Annotated in this window: 16 protein-coding genes and 1 tRNA gene; 7 read left to right on the top strand and 10 right to left on the bottom strand. The window is 65.7% G+C overall.

Annotated elements, in window-relative coordinates:
* Positions 1 to 10 precede the first annotated feature (10 nt).
* Positions 11 to 808, top strand: coding sequence for an SDR family oxidoreductase (locus JOF56_RS11785; protein WP_209637182.1), 798 nt, complete (start codon positions 11 to 13; stop codon positions 806 to 808).
* Positions 808 to 1,461 (top strand): SRPBCC family protein, encoded by a 654-nt coding sequence (locus JOF56_RS11780; protein ID WP_209637180.1) that lies wholly within the window; start codon positions 808 to 810, stop codon positions 1,459 to 1,461. The genes JOF56_RS11785 and JOF56_RS11780 overlap by 1 nt, the downstream gene beginning before the upstream one ends.
* A 75-nt stretch (positions 1,462 to 1,536) precedes the next feature.
* Here the strand turns inward: JOF56_RS11780 and JOF56_RS11775 are convergent.
* A tRNA-Gly gene (locus JOF56_RS11775) sits at positions 1,537 to 1,610 on the bottom strand.
* A 68-nt stretch (positions 1,611 to 1,678) separates the two neighbouring features.
* On the opposite strand from JOF56_RS11775, the gene dcd reads away from it, so the two are divergent.
* Complete coding sequence (gene dcd, locus JOF56_RS11770) at positions 1,679 to 2,272, top strand: dCTP deaminase (RefSeq protein WP_209637178.1); 594 nt, start codon at positions 1,679 to 1,681, stop codon at positions 2,270 to 2,272.
* Between the two features lie 53 nt (positions 2,273 to 2,325).
* Positions 2,326 to 4,527: a CLIPPER-2 domain-containing protein gene (locus JOF56_RS11765; protein ID WP_209637176.1), complete on the top strand. Its 2,202-nt coding sequence runs from the start codon at positions 2,326 to 2,328 to the stop codon at positions 4,525 to 4,527.
* Here JOF56_RS11765 and JOF56_RS11760 read toward each other — a convergent pair.
* A complete protein-coding gene (locus tag JOF56_RS11760; protein WP_209637174.1) occupies positions 4,495 to 5,142 on the bottom strand; it encodes a class I SAM-dependent DNA methyltransferase in 648 nt (215 codons plus the stop codon). The two genes, JOF56_RS11765 and JOF56_RS11760, sit on opposite strands and share 33 nt — an antisense overlap.
* Positions 5,143 to 5,216: 74 nt before the next feature.
* Here JOF56_RS11760 and JOF56_RS11755 point away from each other — a divergent pair, with 74 nt between their 5' ends.
* The gene (locus tag JOF56_RS11755) at positions 5,217 to 5,822 is read left to right on the top strand and encodes a TetR/AcrR family transcriptional regulator (protein ID WP_209637172.1); all 606 of its coding nucleotides are present in this window, start codon (positions 5,217 to 5,219) and stop codon (positions 5,820 to 5,822) included.
* A gap of 110 nt (positions 5,823 to 5,932) precedes the next feature.
* On the opposite strand, the gene JOF56_RS11750 is transcribed toward JOF56_RS11755, so the two are convergent.
* From JOF56_RS11750 to JOF56_RS11720, 7 genes are all read right to left on the bottom strand, one after another.
* A complete protein-coding gene (locus tag JOF56_RS11750) occupies positions 5,933 to 7,219 on the bottom strand; it encodes a sensor domain-containing diguanylate cyclase (RefSeq protein ID WP_307855052.1) in 1,287 nt (428 codons plus the stop codon).
* Positions 7,220 to 7,454: 235 nt separating this feature from the next.
* A complete protein-coding gene (locus JOF56_RS11745) occupies positions 7,455 to 8,714 on the bottom strand; it encodes an MFS transporter (protein WP_209637169.1) in 1,260 nt (419 codons plus the stop codon).
* Between the two features lie 184 nt (positions 8,715 to 8,898).
* On the bottom strand, positions 8,899 to 9,162 hold the full coding sequence (locus tag JOF56_RS11740; protein ID WP_372447862.1) for a DUF1707 SHOCT-like domain-containing protein: 264 nt from the start codon (positions 9,160 to 9,162) through the stop codon (positions 8,899 to 8,901).
* 184 nt (positions 9,163 to 9,346) lie between these two features.
* Complete coding sequence (locus JOF56_RS11735) at positions 9,347 to 10,855, bottom strand: sodium:solute symporter family protein (protein WP_209637167.1); 1,509 nt, start codon at positions 10,853 to 10,855, stop codon at positions 9,347 to 9,349.
* Positions 10,856 to 10,965: 110 nt separating this feature from the next.
* Positions 10,966 to 11,418: a nuclear transport factor 2 family protein gene (locus JOF56_RS11730; protein WP_209637163.1), complete on the bottom strand. Its 453-nt coding sequence runs from the start codon at positions 11,416 to 11,418 to the stop codon at positions 10,966 to 10,968.
* A 9-nt stretch (positions 11,419 to 11,427) separates the two neighbouring features.
* The gene (locus JOF56_RS11725) at positions 11,428 to 12,297 is read right to left on the bottom strand and encodes a TIGR03619 family F420-dependent LLM class oxidoreductase (protein ID WP_209637161.1); all 870 of its coding nucleotides are present in this window, start codon (positions 12,295 to 12,297) and stop codon (positions 11,428 to 11,430) included.
* Between the two features lie 50 nt (positions 12,298 to 12,347).
* Positions 12,348 to 12,629, bottom strand: a complete 282-nt coding sequence (locus JOF56_RS11720) for a DUF6191 domain-containing protein (RefSeq protein ID WP_209637160.1) — start codon at positions 12,627 to 12,629, stop codon at positions 12,348 to 12,350.
* Between the two features lie 196 nt (positions 12,630 to 12,825).
* On the opposite strand from JOF56_RS11720, the gene JOF56_RS11715 reads away from it, so the two are divergent.
* Entirely contained in the window at positions 12,826 to 13,563 is a 738-nt protein-coding gene (locus JOF56_RS11715) for a response regulator transcription factor (RefSeq protein ID WP_209637158.1), read from the top strand.
* 123 nt (positions 13,564 to 13,686) lie between these two features.
* Positions 13,687 to 15,522 carry an acyl-CoA dehydrogenase gene (locus JOF56_RS11710; RefSeq protein WP_209637156.1) on the top strand — a complete coding sequence of 612 codons (1,836 nt, stop codon included), beginning with the start codon at positions 13,687 to 13,689 and terminating at the stop codon, positions 15,520 to 15,522.
* Positions 15,523 to 15,750: 228 nt separating this feature from the next.
* On the opposite strand, the gene JOF56_RS11705 is transcribed toward JOF56_RS11710, so the two are convergent.
* Positions 15,751 to 17,640 (bottom strand): VanW family protein, encoded by a 1,890-nt coding sequence (locus tag JOF56_RS11705; protein ID WP_209637155.1) that lies wholly within the window; start codon positions 17,638 to 17,640, stop codon positions 15,751 to 15,753.
* Between the last annotated feature and the right edge of the window lie 5 nt (positions 17,641 to 17,645).

The following is a 17,645-nucleotide window of genomic DNA, read 5'->3' as shown; positions in this document are numbered from 1 at the left end:
GGAGTGGTTCATGGACCTGCAGCTGACGGACAAGGTCGCCTTCGTGACGGGTGCCAGCAAAGGCATCGGCCGGGCGGTCGCCGAGCATCTCGCGGCCGAGGGATCGGACGTCGTGATCACTGCACGGACCGCCGATTCCCTTGAGGTGACCGCGAAGGAGATCGCCGCCGCCAGCGGCCGGACCGTCGTGCCGATGGCAGGCGACATGAGCAAGACCGAAGACGTCGAACGCTGCGTCGCCGCGACCCTGGAACGCTTCGGCCACATCGACACGCTGGTCACGTGCGCCGGCAGCTCCCCAGGCGGGCTGTTGGAAGAGCTGACCGAAGAGCAGTGGATGTCCAGCCTGAACCTCAAGTTCATGGGGTACGTCCGGTCAGTGCGTGCGGTCATCCCGCACATGCGCGAGCGAGGCTCAGGCTCCATCGTGCTCGTCGTCGGCAACGACGGCTTGAAGCCCAGCTACTGGGAGCTCACCGCGGGCGTCGCCAACGCCGCGGACATCAACTTCGCCTCGTCGATCGCCGAGCAGTACGGCCGCTACGGCATCCGCGTGAACACGGTCAACCCAGGACCAGTGAACACAGACCGTTGGGACACCTTGGAAAAGGCCTTCGCTCGGGACAAGAAGGTCACCCAGGACCGGGCCCACGAGCTCGCCACCAGCTCCATCCCGTTCGGCCGGATCTGCGAGGCGGACGAGGTCGCCGCCCTCGTCGCGTTCCTGGCCTCCCCACGGGCTAGCTTCATCAACGGCGCGCACATCCCCGTCGACGGCGGACAACGTAAGGCATTGATGGATCTGTAATGAAGCTGACCAACGAAGTACACATCGCCCAGGACCCGGCCGCGGTCTTCGAGACCCTGCTGGACGTCGAACGGGTCGCGGGCTGCATGCCCGGCAGCAAACTCACCGGCCAGGTCGACGACTCGACATACTCAGGCGAGGTGAAAGTCAAGGTCGGCCCCCTAGGCGTGGCATACACCGGCACCGTGAAGTTCCTGTCGGTCGACCCAGCCGCCCGCGTCGCCATCCTCAAAGCCTCCGGCCGCGAACAGCACGGCCAAGGCAACGCCGACGCCCACGTCACAGCCCGCGTCGTCCCCGACGGAACCGGCTCCAAGGTCGCCATCGAGACAGACCTGATGATCCGCGGCAAGGTCGCCCAGTTCGGCCGCGGCGTCATCGGCGAGGTCTCCCAACGCCTGATCGACCAGTTCGCGCAGAACGTCGAAAAGTCCTTCACCACAAACGGCTCAGCTGCTCCGGTTACCGCCTCGGCCGCTGCCGCCCCCGTCGAGGAAGCAGCCCCGGCCCTGGACGGCCTGGCCCTCGTGGCGACGCCGCTGCTGAAGCGGTTCGCCCCAGTTGCGGCAGGCGTGGCCATCGGCCTGCTCGCCGGCCTGGGCCTGCGCCGCAAACGCGTCATCGAGATCGTGATCAGACACGTCACAGACTGAAGACAGACCGTCAACAGCCGGAAGGGGTGCTTCCCAAGATCGGGAAGCACCCCTTCCGGCCTGCCAAAACTGTGGTGGAGCGGATGACGGGAATCGAACCCGCGTATTCAGCTTGGGAAGCTGATGTTCTACCATTGAACTACATCCGCAATGCCTGAGGCGAGCATACACAAGGTCGGCTTCGGGGCGCAGCAGGGCCAGGACCTATGGTGGGGACGTGCTGCTGAGTGATCGTGATCTGACCAAGGAGCTGGAGTCCGGCCGGCTGGGGGTGGAGCCCTATGACCCGGCCATGTTGCAGCCGTCGAGTATCGATGTGCGGCTGGACCGGTTCTTCCGGGTGTTCGACAACAGCCGGTACACGCATATCGATCCGATGCTGCAGCAGGATGAGCTGACCTCGCTGGTCGAGCAGGAGGGTGACGACCCGTTCGTGCTTCATCCGGGTGAGTTCGTGCTGGGGTCGACCTACGAGCTGGTGACGTTGCCGGACGATCTGGCGGGCCGGTTGGAGGGCAAGTCGTCGCTGGGCCGGCTGGGGTTGCTGACGCACTCCACGGCCGGGTTCATCGATCCGGGGTTCTCCGGGCACATCACGCTGGAGCTGTCCAATGTGGCGAACCTGCCGATCACGTTGTGGCCGGGCATGAAGATCGGGCAGCTGTGCCTGTTCCGGCTGTCCAGTTCGGCCGAACATCCGTACGGGTCCAAGCAGGCGGGTTCGAGGTACCAGGGTCAGCGGGGGCCGACGCCGTCGCGGGCGTACCTGAATTTCCACCGAGTGGATACAAGGCGCGACACAAGCGGGTGAAGTCGCGTGCCTGAGGGTGTCCGGGGCAAAAGTCGCTGACAAACTCAGGCGGTATGCGCCTTGTGCTGGTCGGGCTGATGTTGTTGACAGGCTTGACCGCAGGCGCACGCGCCGCGGAGCCCGAGCCGTTCACGGCGGCGTACACGAAAATCCTCAGCGGCGACTTTCATAGTGTTGGCAACGGTTCCATGCGGTGCCCGGTCGCGGCGGACAACGCGCCGATGACGGGCGAGGGCAACACGCCGCAAGCCTGTGCCGACGCGTCGAAACGCGCGAACAATCGGGTCAACGACAACTTCTTCATGCAGTGGGAGGACGTCGACAACGACCCGGCGACGTTCAACTCGAGCTCGGCACGGCCGGAGTTGCCGCGCGGGGCCACAGTGGAATTCGCGCGGCTCAACTGGGCAGGCAACACGGGTGTGTTCGCCGACTCGACTGTCAAGATGTGTCAGTCGCGCGAGTCCGAACTGCCCGCGATCCTGCCCAGCGGCACCCCGGACCAGCCCGTTCGGCTCACGGTCGGGTCGACGACAACGGTTGTCCCGCCCAAGTCCTATGTGGTTGACGCGCCCGGCAACTACCGTGGGTCAGGCCAGTACTACTCGGCTTTCGCGGACGTGACCGACGCCTTCAAGACCGCGTCATCGCCTGTGACGGTCGCGAACGTGTGGGCTCCCAAAGGTTTCGGCTGCATGGGTGGGTGGTCGCTGGTTCTCGTCCACAGTGAGCCCGGCGCCAAGAAGCGTCAGGTGTCCATCTACGACGGCCACGTCCGCCAGAACCCGGGCGAGCCGACGACGTTGAAGGCCGGCGGTTTCCGGGCCGCGACAGGCGAAGCGCGGATCGGCCTGACCGCGTACGAAGGTGACTGGGGCATCGGCGGGGACCAGTTCCTGGTCGGCAAGGCCGGTCAGGGCGACAACTTCTTTGTCTCGCAGGCAAGTGGGAACCTGAACAACTTCAGCGTCGACGCGCGGACGGTCACCGCCCCCATCCCGGTCGGTTCGTCCGAGGTCGAACTGGGGTTCGCCACCAGCGGCGACAGCTACCTGGTGCAGAACGTCGCGTTGTCCATCGCGGTCCCCGAGCTGCAGGTCGCCATGACCGTGGACAAGCCCGCGGTGCACCCCGGCGACCAGGTCACGTTCACGATCACCGTGACGAACTCCGGCGCTGTGCAGGTCCGGGACGTCAAAGCGGGCTGTGCCACCTTCCCCGTGCTCGAACCTGGCCAGTCGCAGACCGCGACGTGCCCGGTCACGGCCCCACAGGACGACTTCACCCACACCGTGAAAGTCACCGGCGCCACGGCGATCGGCGACGTCGAAGGCACCGCGGCCATCCCGGTCGAAGTCCTCAACCCGGCCGTCAAGATCACCAAGACCGCCGACAGGCAGGCCTACCGCGTGGGTGACACCGTCACGTTCACCATCAAGGTCGGCAACGCCGGCGACACACCGCTGAGCGGCATCGAAGTCACCGATACCAAAACTCCTTCCTGCGCCAGGAAACTGGACGCGCCGACCACTTTCACCTGTACTGCCACCGCACCGATCCCGGACAACGTCAACACCGCCGAGGTGAGCGCGGCCGACCGCCTCGGCAAGGCCGTGAAAGCGACGGCCGAGGCCCAGGTCAAGGTGATCCACCCGAACATCGCGATCACCAGGGACGCCAGTCCGGCCGTGGTCCGTCAGGGCGACACGGTCACGTTCACCATCAAGGTCAGGAACACCGGCGACTCCCCCTTGGACAAAGCCTCCATCACTGACGAGATCCCCAGCTGCACCAAGGAGATCGGCGCCCTGGAAGCCGGCGCCGAACACACCCATACGTGCACCGTGATCGCCGGGATGTACGGAATGACAAGCAAAGCAACGGCATCCGGCATCGACGTGACCCAACGTCCAGTCACAGCAACGGATGACGCCACCTACACAGTCATCCACCCCGGCATCGCCATCGTCCTCACGGCCAAAGGCCCGTACCAGCCAGGCGACCTGGTCACCTTCGCTGTCAGCATCCGCAACACGGGCGACACGCCACTCACCGACGTCACAGTCACCGACCTGCTGGCGCCGGACTGCGCCCGCACGATCGGTGAGCTCAAGGACAAGACCGACTACGACTGCACGATGACCGCCCCGCCCGACGACATCACGAACGTCGCCACGGTCACCGGCAAGCCGCCGGCCGGTCCGCCGGTGACCGGCGTCGGGTCAGCTTTCGTCGACGTCAGGCACCCGCGCTAAGAAGTACCCCTGCGGGCCTTTCTCATCGGCGTCAGCGATCCGGACCAGCCGGGCGACCTCGGTGAAACCGGCGTCGTGGGCGAGCTTGGCGACAAGGTCCGGCTCCAGCCAGTACACGTCGAGTTCGATGTCGTGCCCGTACCCCTGGGCGAGGTGGCGGATCTCGTCACCCGCCTTGAACGCGACCATCAGGTGCCCGCCCGGCACCAGCACCCGCCGGAACTCGGCGAAGATCTCCGGCAGCAGTTCGACCGGGGTGTGGATGATCGAATACCAGGCCACCACACCACCGACCGATGAATCCGCCAGGTCGAGCGAGTTCATGGAGCCCACCGAGAACTCCAGCTCCGGATGATCCCGCCGGGCGACCGCGACCATCCCCGGCGAAAGATCGACGCCGGACACCCGCACACCTAATCCCGCGAGATACCCGGTGACGATGCCGGTTCCGCACCCCAGGTCGGCCACAGGGCCGTCGACAAGCTCGGCGAAGGCAGCGAGCATCGCCCGGTCGAACGGCTTGTTGTCGTACATGGGGCGCACCAGGGAGGCGTAGGAGGAGGCCACAGTGTCGTAGGAGGCCCTGGTCGAGGTCAGGTAGGCGGGTTCCATCATGCTCCGCAACCTAGCCCCGGAGTCTGACAATTCAGGGTTATACACATGTTTAATACTGTCGTATGATAGGTGTTATGGGACACCGGGATGAGCTGCTGGCGGGCGCGAAACGTTGTCTGTACGAGCGGGGCTACGCGCACACGACGGCGAGGGACATCGTGGCCGCCTCCGGCACCAACCTGGCGTCCATCGGGTACCACTTCGGGTCCAAGGAGGCCCTGCTGTTCGCCGCCATGAGCGAAGCGATGAACGACTGGGCAGTCGAGCTCAGCCGGGCGATCGCCACGACCAAGGTGGATCAGGACGCGGCCATGTCCCAACGGCTGGAATCGGCCGTGACACGGCTTGTGGACACGCTCGCCAAGCACCGGCCACTCTGGGTCGCGACATACGAGATCCTGCCGCAGATCGAACGCTCGCCCGAGTTACGGGCCCAGATCGCGGCCGCGTACGAAGAGGGCCGGCGCGGGCTGGCGGCCCTGCTGCTCAACGTGACCGAGGAGCAGGTCGGCGAAGAGGAGATGCGGACCGTCGGGTCGCTGTTCTTCGTCCTGATTTCCGGTCTGATCACCCAGTGGCTGGTCGATCCGCAGCGGGCGCCGAACGCGGACGATCTGATGCGCGCCATGCGGATGACACTCGGCAATCAAGTAACCCACGCAATTCCCGGTGCGCAATAAACATCCGAATCGCGTGATGTCAATCACCCGCGAAAGGGAGAGACTAAAAGTGACCGCCGCTGCCCCTGCGGCAACGGCGGTCACTTTTAGCAATCAAAAACCGTATTTCGCTAACCAGGCGTGGCCGGTACGGCAGCCGGATATATCGATCCGACCACACGATTCCTGCCCTCGCGTTTGGCCACGTATACTGCCGCGTCCGCGGCTGCCAGAACCTCGTCGAGAGTCGATCCGGCGGCCGGATATGTGGCCACGCCGATGGACGCCGACCGGTCGGTGATCACCACCGGTTTGCCGTCGTTGGTCTGGCTCTGGACCACCAGCTCGGTGATCATCCGGCGGATCCGTTCGGCCGCGACCAGCGCCTGCACTTCGGGCGCGCCCGCCAGCAGGACCACGAACTCCTCGCCGCCGAACCGGCCGACCAGGTCATGTGTCCTGGTCTCCCGTTTCAGCAGATCGGCCAGGGCGATGAGCATGTCGTCGCCGGCCAGGTGGCCGTACGTGTCGTTGATCTTCTTGAAGAAGTCCAGGTCGATCATGAGCACGCTGAACTCACGGCCGCCGCGACTGGCCCGCGACAGCTCGTGGTTGCCGTTGTCGTGCCAGGCCACGGCGTTGAGCAGGCCCGTCTTCTGGTCCTTGGACGCCAGCTCCTCCAGCTGCTTGGCCAGCACGGAGCGCTGCAGCACGAAGATCGGCACGATGATCGCCACGCTGAGCAGCGGCAGGTGGACCATGGCCAGCGTCGCCAGGCCACCGAGGCAGAGGGTGGCCATGTCCAGCAGGTTGTCGTCCCAGCTACCGATCAGGCGCTCGACGCTGGCCTTCTCGGGAGCGGCCAGATACAGACCACCTGCGGTGATGGCGGTGTTGGTGATGAAGTACGCGGCACCCGCCACGCACACGGCCGTCGCGGCGTCCGGCCCGGCCAGCGGGTCCATCCCGAACATCAGGTCGGTGAGCAGGACGCCGGCGAAACAGGACAGCGCCATCGTGGTCGCGTTGGTCAGGGTGCGGTGCATCGCCACGTGCTGGATGCCCGACCAGCTGCGGATTCCCGAGTGCAGGTAGAGCGTGAAGCTCAGCAGCGCGATCAGCTGGGGCGGCAGCAGCAGGACGCTGGCCATCAGCCAGACCGAGATCATGCTGATGTGCGGTGTGACGTTCAACGACCGTCGCTGGCGCTCGATCTTGCGGCTGATCTCGGCCTGCAGGATCCCCAATCCTGCCAGGACCGCGAACATCGCCAGGTGCTTGCCGTCGACGGGGAAGTAGATGATCGCCGCGACGGTCAGCGCGAGCGTGAGCGCCTCGGCGGCCAGGGTGTACGCGATCCAGTTACGCGGCCGCTTCCACAACGCCCAGTCGCGGAGCGGCACCCATTGTCGCCTCACTGGTTCCTCTGTACTCGTCATCCGTCCCCCAAAACCCCTCTTTTGTCGCGCTAGGCGAACGACCCGTTTACTCACAGTTTCCACCGGAACGCATGCTGACGACAAGGGCCATAGGTGTGTATTTTCTGATAGTCGTCAAAGGAAGGGTGAGCACCGATGGGATGCGGCAAGGATCAGTAATGTCGTCGCACCTGAGCTTCTCCGGCTGCGCCAGATCATCACATCCACCGAATCGTTATGCGCGGTTCGAGGGTGTGGTGTCACCGGGAATCCAACGCTCAGGACTATGCGCGATGTTCCGGTGCCACGAGATGGCCAGCGGGACCGCCAGCAGCAGCCCGGCGGTCCCGAAGGCGGCCACCGTCAGCTGAGGTCCGATTGCGTCTGTGATCAGACCTCCAATCAACGGGCTCAGGCCCACGACGGTGGTGAGCCCCGTGTTCGACAGGCCCATCACCTGGGCCCTGTTCGAGTCCGGCACAGCGAGTGTCAACGAGGCTGTGGCCTGCATCAAGGCCACAGTACCCAGCCCCCCTGACACTATGAACAGCATTAACGACGTCACCAGCCCTGGCTGCAGGTAACAAAGCAACAACGGCACGGCCGCCGCCAGCGACAACAGGCCGGGCAGCTTCGGGCGTACCGCCGGCGAGACCCACCTGGTGTAGATGAACGCGCCCAAAACGCTGCCCAATGGGTCACTGGCCAGCACCAGGCCGACCGCGGTCGAGCCGCCGCCGAACACGTCGACGTAAGGCGCGGCGATGCCGTCATAAACGGGCAGCAGTCCCATCAGCCACGTGAACAACAACAGTGCGCGCAGCCCGGAGTCGGAGAAGAGCAGCGCACTGCCTTGGCCGATCGACGAGAAGAACGACGACTTCTCATTCTTGGCCGCCGCGGCAGGCCGCGACATGACCCCGGTCCTCAGCAGCACGGCGGACAGCACGAATGTGGCGGCGTCGATGGCCAGCGCGACCCGCGGGTCGAAGCTCGCGATCAGCGCACCACCGCCCGCGAAACCCGCCAGCTGCGCAGACTGCGTGGTGATGTTGCGGATCGCCATCCCGGTGATGAACCGCTCGCCTTCCAGGATGTCGGGCAGCATCGCCAGCTGGGCGGCCTTGAACACCGGGTTGAGCAGGGTGGCCGACGCCACCAGCACGCACATCACCCACAGCGGCACGCCGGGGATCGCGATCAGCGCGATCAGCAGCGCCCGGATGATGTCGACCATGACCATCACGTTGCGGCGCGGGAACCGGTCGGCCAGCCCGGTCAGCAGGATGCCGCCGATCAGGGACGGCGCGTACGTCAGCGCGTAGGTCAAGCCGGTCAGGGTGGCGGACCTGGTCTCCTGGAACACCAGGACGGACAACGCGACGCGGGCCATCTGGTCGCCGAAGATCGAGAAGATCTCGGCGAACCACAGCGCGCGGAACTCGGCTATGGCGAACACCTCGCGGAACGTGGCCCGTCGTGGTGCTTCGGTCATCGCCTACCTTCTTCGCTGTCCAGTCCGGGGAGACCTTCTCCGCCAAAGCTTCGATGCTAGCCGTCACGAGTCAATCACAAAGCGTCAGCCGCCAGCAGCAGTGTCTCTCATACCTGTCCGGCATGGACGATCTTGCACAGGAGAGTGACTCGGGAAACCGGCACACGGTTCCATGGCCGACGGGTCAACCGCCACGGCCATTCGGATCGTTTCGGATCACGACCCCCGGCAGGTCGATGACCACGGCGTTCAGCTCACCGCGGGTGCGCGCGCCGGCCGCGGCGGCCACCCGTTCGGAGAAGGTGTCGAGATCGATCAGGCCTCTGGCCAGAGCCTTGTTCAGCAGTCCGGCGACGTGCTCCCGCTCGCCGTCTGATACCCGCAGGTCACGCGGGTCGATCTCCGGTCGCGGCTGCATGCGCCCCAGCGTCTCACCCTCGTCAGCCACGCCGCCAACCGTAGCGAAGCGGCCTGGTCGCCGAAACGTTCCGCCGCGCCCGCCCGGTCCACTTTGGACCATTTGTCCCGGCGTGTTTACGCCATCCGGTCCAGCACGCGACTGTGGGCGGGAGCGCCTGCGTCCCGCCCACAGTGATGTCGGTCCTGTTGCCAATTCAGGCAGGCAACTCTCCCTACTTGGCCGCCGCGGTCTCAGCCGGGGTGCCCTGATCGGACTCAAGCGTGTCGATCAGTTCGTCGCGCTCGGCCGTGCGCTCCGGGAAGAACAGTCCACCAAGGATGTAGACGAGGGTGGACGTCACGATGGGATATGACACCAACGCTTCCTTGGACACTGTTACGCCGTTCTTCTGCGAGATGAACAGCACGGCCCACACGCCAAGCCCCAGCAGTACCGCGGACATCGCCGCGCGCGGGCCGGACCGGCGGAACCACGGCAGCAGGCCGAGCATCAGCGGGATGCCGATCACGCCGACGGTCGCCGCGACCACGTCCACCACGATCTTGATCACCACACCGGTGCCGCTGGTACTGATCGCGATCAACATGCTCACCGCGATGAACAGGAAGGTGGTGATCCGGGCCAGCTGCAGTTTGGCGGCCTCGGCCATCCGGCTGGCGCCCTTCCAGATCTTCGGCAGCATGTCCCGGGTGATCACCGCGGAGATCACGTTGGCGTCCGAGGACACCATGGCCATGGTGTGCGAGAAGAACCCGGCCAGCACCAGGCCGACCAGGCCCGCGGGCAGCATCTGGATGCCCATCTGCACGTAGGCGTCGTCGGCGTTCTTCAGGCCCGGCACGATCAGCGGCGCGGCCCACATCGGCAGGAACAGCACAAGCGGCCAGACAAGCCAGAGCACGCTGGACAGCGCGGCCGAGCGGCGGGCGGCCGAACCGTCCGGCGCGGCCATGTAGCGCTGCGCCAGGTTCCACATGCCGCCGTTGTACTCCAGCGTCTTGATCAGGAAGAGCGCCAGGAAGAACGTGATCGTGTACGGCCCGGCCAGCGGCTCGCTGTTCTGCGGCGGCAGGTCGCCCCACATCTCCCAGATCCACGACACACCACCGAAGTGCGCGATCACCGCGCCGAACATGGCGAAGCCGGCCACCGCCTGGATGATGAACTGGCCGAAGTCGGTCAGCGCGTCGGCCCACAGGCCGCCGATCACCGAGTAGATCATCGTGACCGCGCCGATCAGGATGATGCCCCAGGTGATCGGCACCCCGGCGAACCCGCGCAGCAGCACGGCGACAGCGGCCCACTTCGCGGCGATGTCGACCACCTTGAGCAGCGAGCCGGACCAGGCCAGCAGCTGCTGGGTCGGCACGTTGTAGCGCCGGGCCAGGTACTCCAGCGGCGAGGCCACGTTGTACTTCGACCGCAACCGATTCCACCTCGGCGCGAACAGCCACGCGCCGATCCCGACACCGACACCGATCGTCAGCGCCCACCAGACGTACACGGTGAGGCCGTAGCGGTAGGCCTCACCCGCGAACGCCACGAACATGACGGCGCTGTAGCCCGACATGTGGTGGGAGATTCCCGACAGCCACCACGGCATCCTGCCGCCGGCGGTGAAGAAGTCACTGGTGTTGGCGATCCGGCTTTTCGACCAGACGCCGATAGCCACCATCACGAAGAAGTAACCGACAACGACGACCCAGTCCAGCGTGCCCATCGCACCTCCAACGTCGACACAAGCGCGTGGCTTGTGACGTACGTCTTACGGACGCGTGACAGCGCAACGGAAGGTCTGGACCAAGACTGAGTCACATTCGTGACTCGATTTCATGTAGGTGAATCGTTAGCTTTGCGCAGAGTTCCCATTGCCCGGTCTACCTCCCAGAACGCCCTCATCGACCGGATCAGACCGTCCGCGCCCACCCGGTAGCTGAACACACCCTCCGTGTCGATCCGCATACCACCAGGTAGAAACGCCGTTATCGTGCCCACGTTCGCGACCTCGTCGCCGGCTGCGAACGAGTCGTCGATGGCGAACTCGAAGCGCTCGACAGTGGCGATCGTCTTGTCCCAGAAAGCGGCAATTCCGGCATGCCCGTGGTGCCCCTCGCCGGTGGGGTCGAGCGGTGAGGGCCCGATCGGGTCCTCGATCACCGCGTCCGCGGCGAACAGTGCGATCCATTCGTCCCGCGCGCCGCGCGTGACCGCGCTCATCGAACGGCGTGACGCCGCCCGCGCGGGATGGTCGGTCTCAGTCGCGGCCCAAGTCACGGCCGTCATCGGCACTCCTCACAGGTTGTGGATGATCTCGTCGGCGAAGCGCTTCATACCGTCCTGTTTGGCCTTGAGGTCGCCGTCCATGCCCACGCCGTAGAACACCCAAGGCGCCACAAGCACATCGGTCACACCGATATCGGCCTGCTGGCGGTAACCGTCCACACCGAACCGGTCGATGCAGACGGACTGGATCTCGAACGGCAGCTCGTCGCGGCCGTACTCGGCGCGCAGCACGGCCAGCCGTTCGATGGTCTGCTTGAGATCGTCGAACTTGATCATCGCCGAGGTCCAGCCGTCGCCGATCCGGGCGGCCCGGCGCAGGCCGCGCTCGGTGTGCCCACCGACGTAGATCGGCACGGGCTCACTGGGCGCCGGGCTCATCCGCAGCTTGTCGAAGTCGAAGTACTTGCCGTGGTACTCGACCATGCCGCCGCCCAGGACCAGCTTGAGGATCTCGATCGACTCGTCGACCCGGGCGCCGCGGTTCTCGAACGGCGCGCCGCACCACTCGAACTCCTCCGGCGTCCAGCCGATGCCGACGCCGAGCCCGAAGCGGTTGCCGGTCAGGCAGGCGACTGACTGGACCTGCCGGGCGAGCAGCAGCGGGTTGCGCGGGCCGAGTTTCAGAACCTGCGTGTAGAACCTGATCTCATCGGTCACCGCCCCCATCGCCGCAGTCGCGACCAGCGGGTCCACCCACGGCGTGTCCTCGGTCCAGAACCGGGAACCGTCCGGTGTGTACGGATAGTCCTCGGACACCTTCTGCGAGTAGAAGATGGAGTCCGGCAAGGCAATTGCCGAATATCCGTACTCCTGTGCGGTCTTGGCGAGCTCGGTCAGCTGATCAAGCGGACTCAGCGCGATGGCGACCGTGAACTTCATCCGAAAGCCGTCCTTCCGCTTCGACACGGGAAGGACAACTGTAACGTGTTCTAGTTCCGCCTGTCACCGTCTGGGCGATTCAGGAACACGACGCCGTTGTCGAGATCTATCTGACGCGGCGGCGCACCGTCCTGTTCTTCCTCCCGCATCAACGACTGGGTAGCGCGCTGGTCCAGCTCGACCCGCTTGCTGCCCTGAAGGAACGCGGTGAACTCGTCGAAGGCCACTCCGGACAGTGGGGCGTCCGCCTTCTTGGCACGCCGCACGCGGCGCCACACCCGCTCCATCACCGCGAGGGCGAAGAGCAGGACGACCAAGGCCGGCAGTGACACGCCCCACACCATCTCCATAACCGGCCAACGCTCCTCCACCGACACCGGTTCCGGCCAGGTTTGGTTGAAACGGAGATCAGTTATCACCCGTGGGGGTGAGTTTTCGTGTTACCGGTGGTCACAGACGCCATCAACGTCACGAGTCAGGTGTCCTGACGTCGCACTATCGGACGAGTGACCGGGCGTGGAGGCGTGGATGGCGAACAACATCGACCACCGCCAGGTGCGACCGACAGGAGCGGTCGTCACCGGGCGGTCGACAGAAGGCGGACTGGGGATCGCCTTGGTCGACTCGGTTCCACTTGTCCGCGAGGGCTTGTCCGCGCTCGTGATGCGAACGCGGGGACTGCGCTGGGTCGGCGCCGCCGGCAGCCCGCATGCCGCACTACAGCTGTGTGAACGGTTCCGGCCGCATGCCGTGATCATCGACTCCGGCCTGGACCCACGCTGGCATCTGTCCCGGATGCTCATCGGCAACGACCCCGACCTGGGCGTCCTGCTGATGATCAGGGAGACGCAGCGCAACACCCAGTACATCGCCGGTGCGATCGCGGCGGGCGTGCACGGCGTGATCTCCCGGCGCAGCGAGCCGCCACAGCTGGTCCAGGCGATTCAGCGGGTACATGCCGAACGCAGGTACATCGACCCGACGCTCGCGCCCGCGCTGGGCTCACCCAAGGGCAAGGTGGCGGCCTCGCCGGCCAACCACGGCCAGCAGCCGTTGTCCCGGCGTGAGTACCAGGTGCTGCAACTGATCGCCGATGGACTGGAGAACCAGGCCATCGCCAAGGTGCTCTATGTATCTGTGGAGACCGTGCGCACTCATGTGAAGAGCATCCTGCGCAAGCTTTCGGCCCGGGACCGCACGCATGCCGTCGCGGTCGCATTCCGGTCCGGTGTGCTGACGGTCAACCAGGAAGAGCACCCCTATTAGCCAGTCTGGTTCACCACATCGGCGGCATTCGCTTGCCCAAGTTACCCGCAAGTAATATCCTGTTGTTACCGGCGAGTAGCACATGCCTGCCCCGGAACGGAAGACACACAGGGGAGCGACCTCATGGCCCACTACAAGAGCAACGTGCGCGACCTGGAGTTCAACCTCTTCGAGGTGTTCAACGTCCAGGAACGGCTCGGCACCGGACCGTTCGCCGAGTCCGACGAGGAGACCGCCCGCGGAGTGCTGGCCGAGCTGAACAAGCTCGCGACCGGCCCGCTGGCCGAGTCCTTCGTCGACGGCGACCGCCAAGGCACGACCTACGACCCCAAGACCTTCTCGGTGACGCTCCCCGAGAGCTTCAAGAAGTCCTACCAGGCGCTGTGGGACGGCGAGTGGTACCGGCTGGGCCTGGGCGACGAGCTCGGCGGCCTGGGCATCCCGCCGTCGGTTACCTGGGCGGCGGCCGAGCTGATCCTGGGCGCCAACCCGGCGATCTTCATGTACATGGCCGGCCCGAACTTCGCCGAGGTCGTCCACCGCAACGGCAACGAGCTGCAGAAGCACTGGGCCTCGCTGATGATCGACAAGGGCTGGGGCGCCACCATGGTGCTGACCGAGCCCGACGCCGGTTCGGACGTCGGCGCGGCCCGCACGAAGGCCGTGCTGCAGGAGGACGGCTCCTGGCACCTCGACGGCGTGAAGCGCTTCATCACGTCCGGCGACCAGGACATCACCGAGAACATCATGCACCTGGTGCTGGCGCGGCCGGAGGGCCCCGGAATCGAGACCAGGCCGGGCACCAAGGGCCTGAGCCTGTACCTGGTACCGAAGTTCCACTTCGACCCGCAGACGGGCGAGCTGGGCGAGCGCAACGGCGCCTTCGTGACCAACGTCGAGCACAAGATGGGCCTCAACGCGTCGGCGACCTGTGAGGTGACCTTCGGGCAGCACGGCACGCCTGCTGTGGGCTGGCTGCTGGGCGACGTGCACAACGGCATCGCGCAGATGTTCCAGGTGATCGAGTACGCGCGGATGATGGTCGGCACCAAGGCCATCGCCACCCTCTCGACCGGCTACCTGAACGCGCTGGACTACGCCAAGGAGCGCGTCCAGGGCGCCGACCTGCCGAACATGCTGAACAAGGCGGCGCCGCGCGTGACCATCACGCACCACCCGGAGGTCCGTCGTAGCCTGATGCTGCAGAAGGCGTACGCCGAAGGCCTGCGCGCGACCTACCTCTACACAGCCACCTACCAGGACAAGATCGCCCTCGGCGAAGGCGACAAGGCCCTCAACGAGCGCGTGAACGACCTGCTGCTGCCGATCGTGAAGGGCGTCGGCTCGGAGCGCGCCTCCGAGCAGCTGATCCAGGCCCTGCAGATCCTGGGTGGTTCCGGCTTCCTGCAGGACTACCCGATCGAGCAGTACGTCCGCGACGCCAAGATCGACTCCCTCTACGAGGGCACCACGGCGATCCAGTCCCTGGACTTCTTCTTCCGCAAGATCGTCCGCGACCAGGGCCAGGCCCTGGCACACGTGGCCGGCGAGATCAACGAGTTCCTCTCATCCGAAGGCGGCAACGGCCGCCTGAAGGAAGAGCGCGAACTGCTCAAGCAAGGCTTGGAGGACGTCCAGGGCATCATCGGCGCCCTGATCGGCTACCTGACGACGTCGCAGGAAGACCCAGCCAACATCAACAAGGTCGGCCAGCACAGCGTCCGGCTCCTGCTGGCCACCGGCGACCTGCTCATCGGCTGGCTGCTGCTGCGCCAGGCGGAAGTCGCGCTCAAGGCCCTCTCCGGCGAGGTCTCAGCCCGCGACAAGGCCTTCTACGAGGGCAAGGTGGCCGTGGCCGCCTTCTTCGCCCGCAACGTCCTGCCCGAACTGTCCGCCGGCCGCAAGATCGTCGAAGCAGCCGACAACTCCCTGATGGACCTGCCCGAGGCAGCCTTCTAAGACCTTCGCCATCCCGCGGCGAGGAAAATAGGGCGGTGATCCCTGGCGGGGGATCACCGCCCTTCCTCATGATTCACATGAAACAACTTGCTGCCGCTTGCTCACTCGCTCACCCTCCGGCCCTGGCTCTTCGTTGAGTGCGACGCACCTCGAGTTGTGGAAGCCGATTCAAGCGAGAAGCCCGCGTGAACGAGCTGTTCACACGGGCTTCAGGCGGTTGTACGAAGGCTATGCCGGGGGTGGGCAGGTGATCTTGGGTTGGGGGTTGTACTTGACCGTTCGGTTGTCGCGGCGGATTTCGCGGCCGTTGAGGTCCTTGATGATCCGGGTGTCGGTGACTGTGAAGCCTGGGGCGCCGTTGCTGGGTTTGCAGTTCTGGGCTGGGCCGGGCTTCTCGGTTGGTTCGGTCTGGGCGCTGCGGCCGCCGGTCACCGACTCGACGTTATAGCGCTTGGTGCCCCAGATCTTCACTGTGAGGGAGCTGGGTGACCAGGAGGTCTGGATGGCCACGCCGGTCTGGGCGTCGTTGGTGAACTTGATGTCGATGACGCTGTGGCCGGAGTGGTCCTGGAACACAGTTGCTTCCCGGGCAGCTGGGTAGCGGCTGATGTAGTAGCTGTGTTCCTTGTGGCCGGCGTCTTTCATGCCGGCGAAGTAGGACGCGTTGTACAGCGTGGTCGCGAACTGGGAGATGCCGCCGCCGACCTCGCGGCCGGGGGCGCCGTCCTTGATCACGCCGGCTTCGACGTAGCCCTGCGGGGTGCCGCGGGGACCCGTAAAGCCGTTGAGGCTGAAGGTGTCGCCGGGCTTGACGATGGCGCCGTTCACCTTCTGGGCGACCGTGCGGATGTTCACGCCTGAGTCCGCGGCGAAGCCACCAGTGGTGAATTCGCCGATGACCTCCTTGATGCCCAGGGCGTTGGCCTGGTCGGTGGTCACCTTGGCGGGCTTGGTCGTGTACTGCATCTTCAGTTCACGGCCGTCCTGCTTCTGCACGACGTCCATCAGCGGGGCCAGGCTGGGGTCCCAGTTGACGGTCTTGCCGTCCTCGGAGGGCTGGACGGTCGGCTTGCCGCCTTCGAAGACGATCGCCGCGTCCTTGCCTTCCTTCTCGGTCGACTTCAGCTGCGGGCCGATCGCCTCGACCAGTTTCGGGTTGTCGAACTTGGCGTTCAACGCACCCTCGCCCGGTTCGAACCTCAGGGCCGCGGCGATCGCCGCGGGCTGCAGCGTCGCGTCCTTGCCCTCGCCCTTGATGACGACCGGGCCGGATGTGGCGACCTTGGCGATCTTGTCGAACGCCGTCTGCACGGCCTCCTTGGGCACCTTCACGGGTGTCACGGCGACCGGCAGGTTGATCGGCTGGCCGCTGACCCATTCGTGCCGGATCTGCTCCTCGGCACCCTTCGGGTCGAGCTTGCGGCCCTGCTTGGGCTCCACGATGGCCGGTGTCGCGCCGTCGAAGGTGATGTTGCCTTCGACGGGCTCCTGGTCGACCTTCTGGCGGACCTGGTCGACCGCGGCCGTCAGCGCGGTGCCGTCGCTCTGGGTGGCGAAGTCGACCTCGGTGGTGCTGAAGAACGACGTCAACCGGGTGATCGGGTTGATCGGCTGGTCACCGGCTTTGTCCAGGGTCTTGGTCCAGTCCGGGGTCAGCCCGGCCTTGGCCGGTTCGAGCTCGGTGGTGAAGTCGCCGGCCTTGAGCTGGACCGGGTGATTGAGCCGCGGCTCGATCTCCTCACGCAGCTTCTTCTCCGCGTTGGCCCGGCTCATCCCGCCGACTTCGACACCCGCGACGACCACACCGCGCGGCACGTCGCCCTGGCTGACCAGGACGTCGACGAGGTAGAGCACGCCAAGGACGCCGACGACCGCGCCAGCGGCCATGGCTGTCTTGCGCATGCTCTTCTTCTTGCGCTCAGGCTCAGGCTGTGGCTGCGCCTCGGGTTGCGGGTCCCCCCACTTGACCGTCGGCTCGTCGTACGCGGACGTGGCCGAGAACGACGGCGTGTTGTACGCGACGGTCGCGTCTCCAGGCACGGCTCGTTGCGCGTGGACGGCCGGTAAAATATCCGTCTGCTCGCTGTGCGACTCCGGCCAGTGTGGCTGTTCCGGCAAGGCTC

The organism is Kibdelosporangium banguiense (assembly GCF_017876405.1).
GTDB classification, from domain to species: domain Bacteria; phylum Actinomycetota; class Actinomycetes; order Mycobacteriales; family Pseudonocardiaceae; genus Kibdelosporangium; species Kibdelosporangium banguiense.
This window is presented reverse-complemented; position numbering and strand designations above follow the sequence as displayed.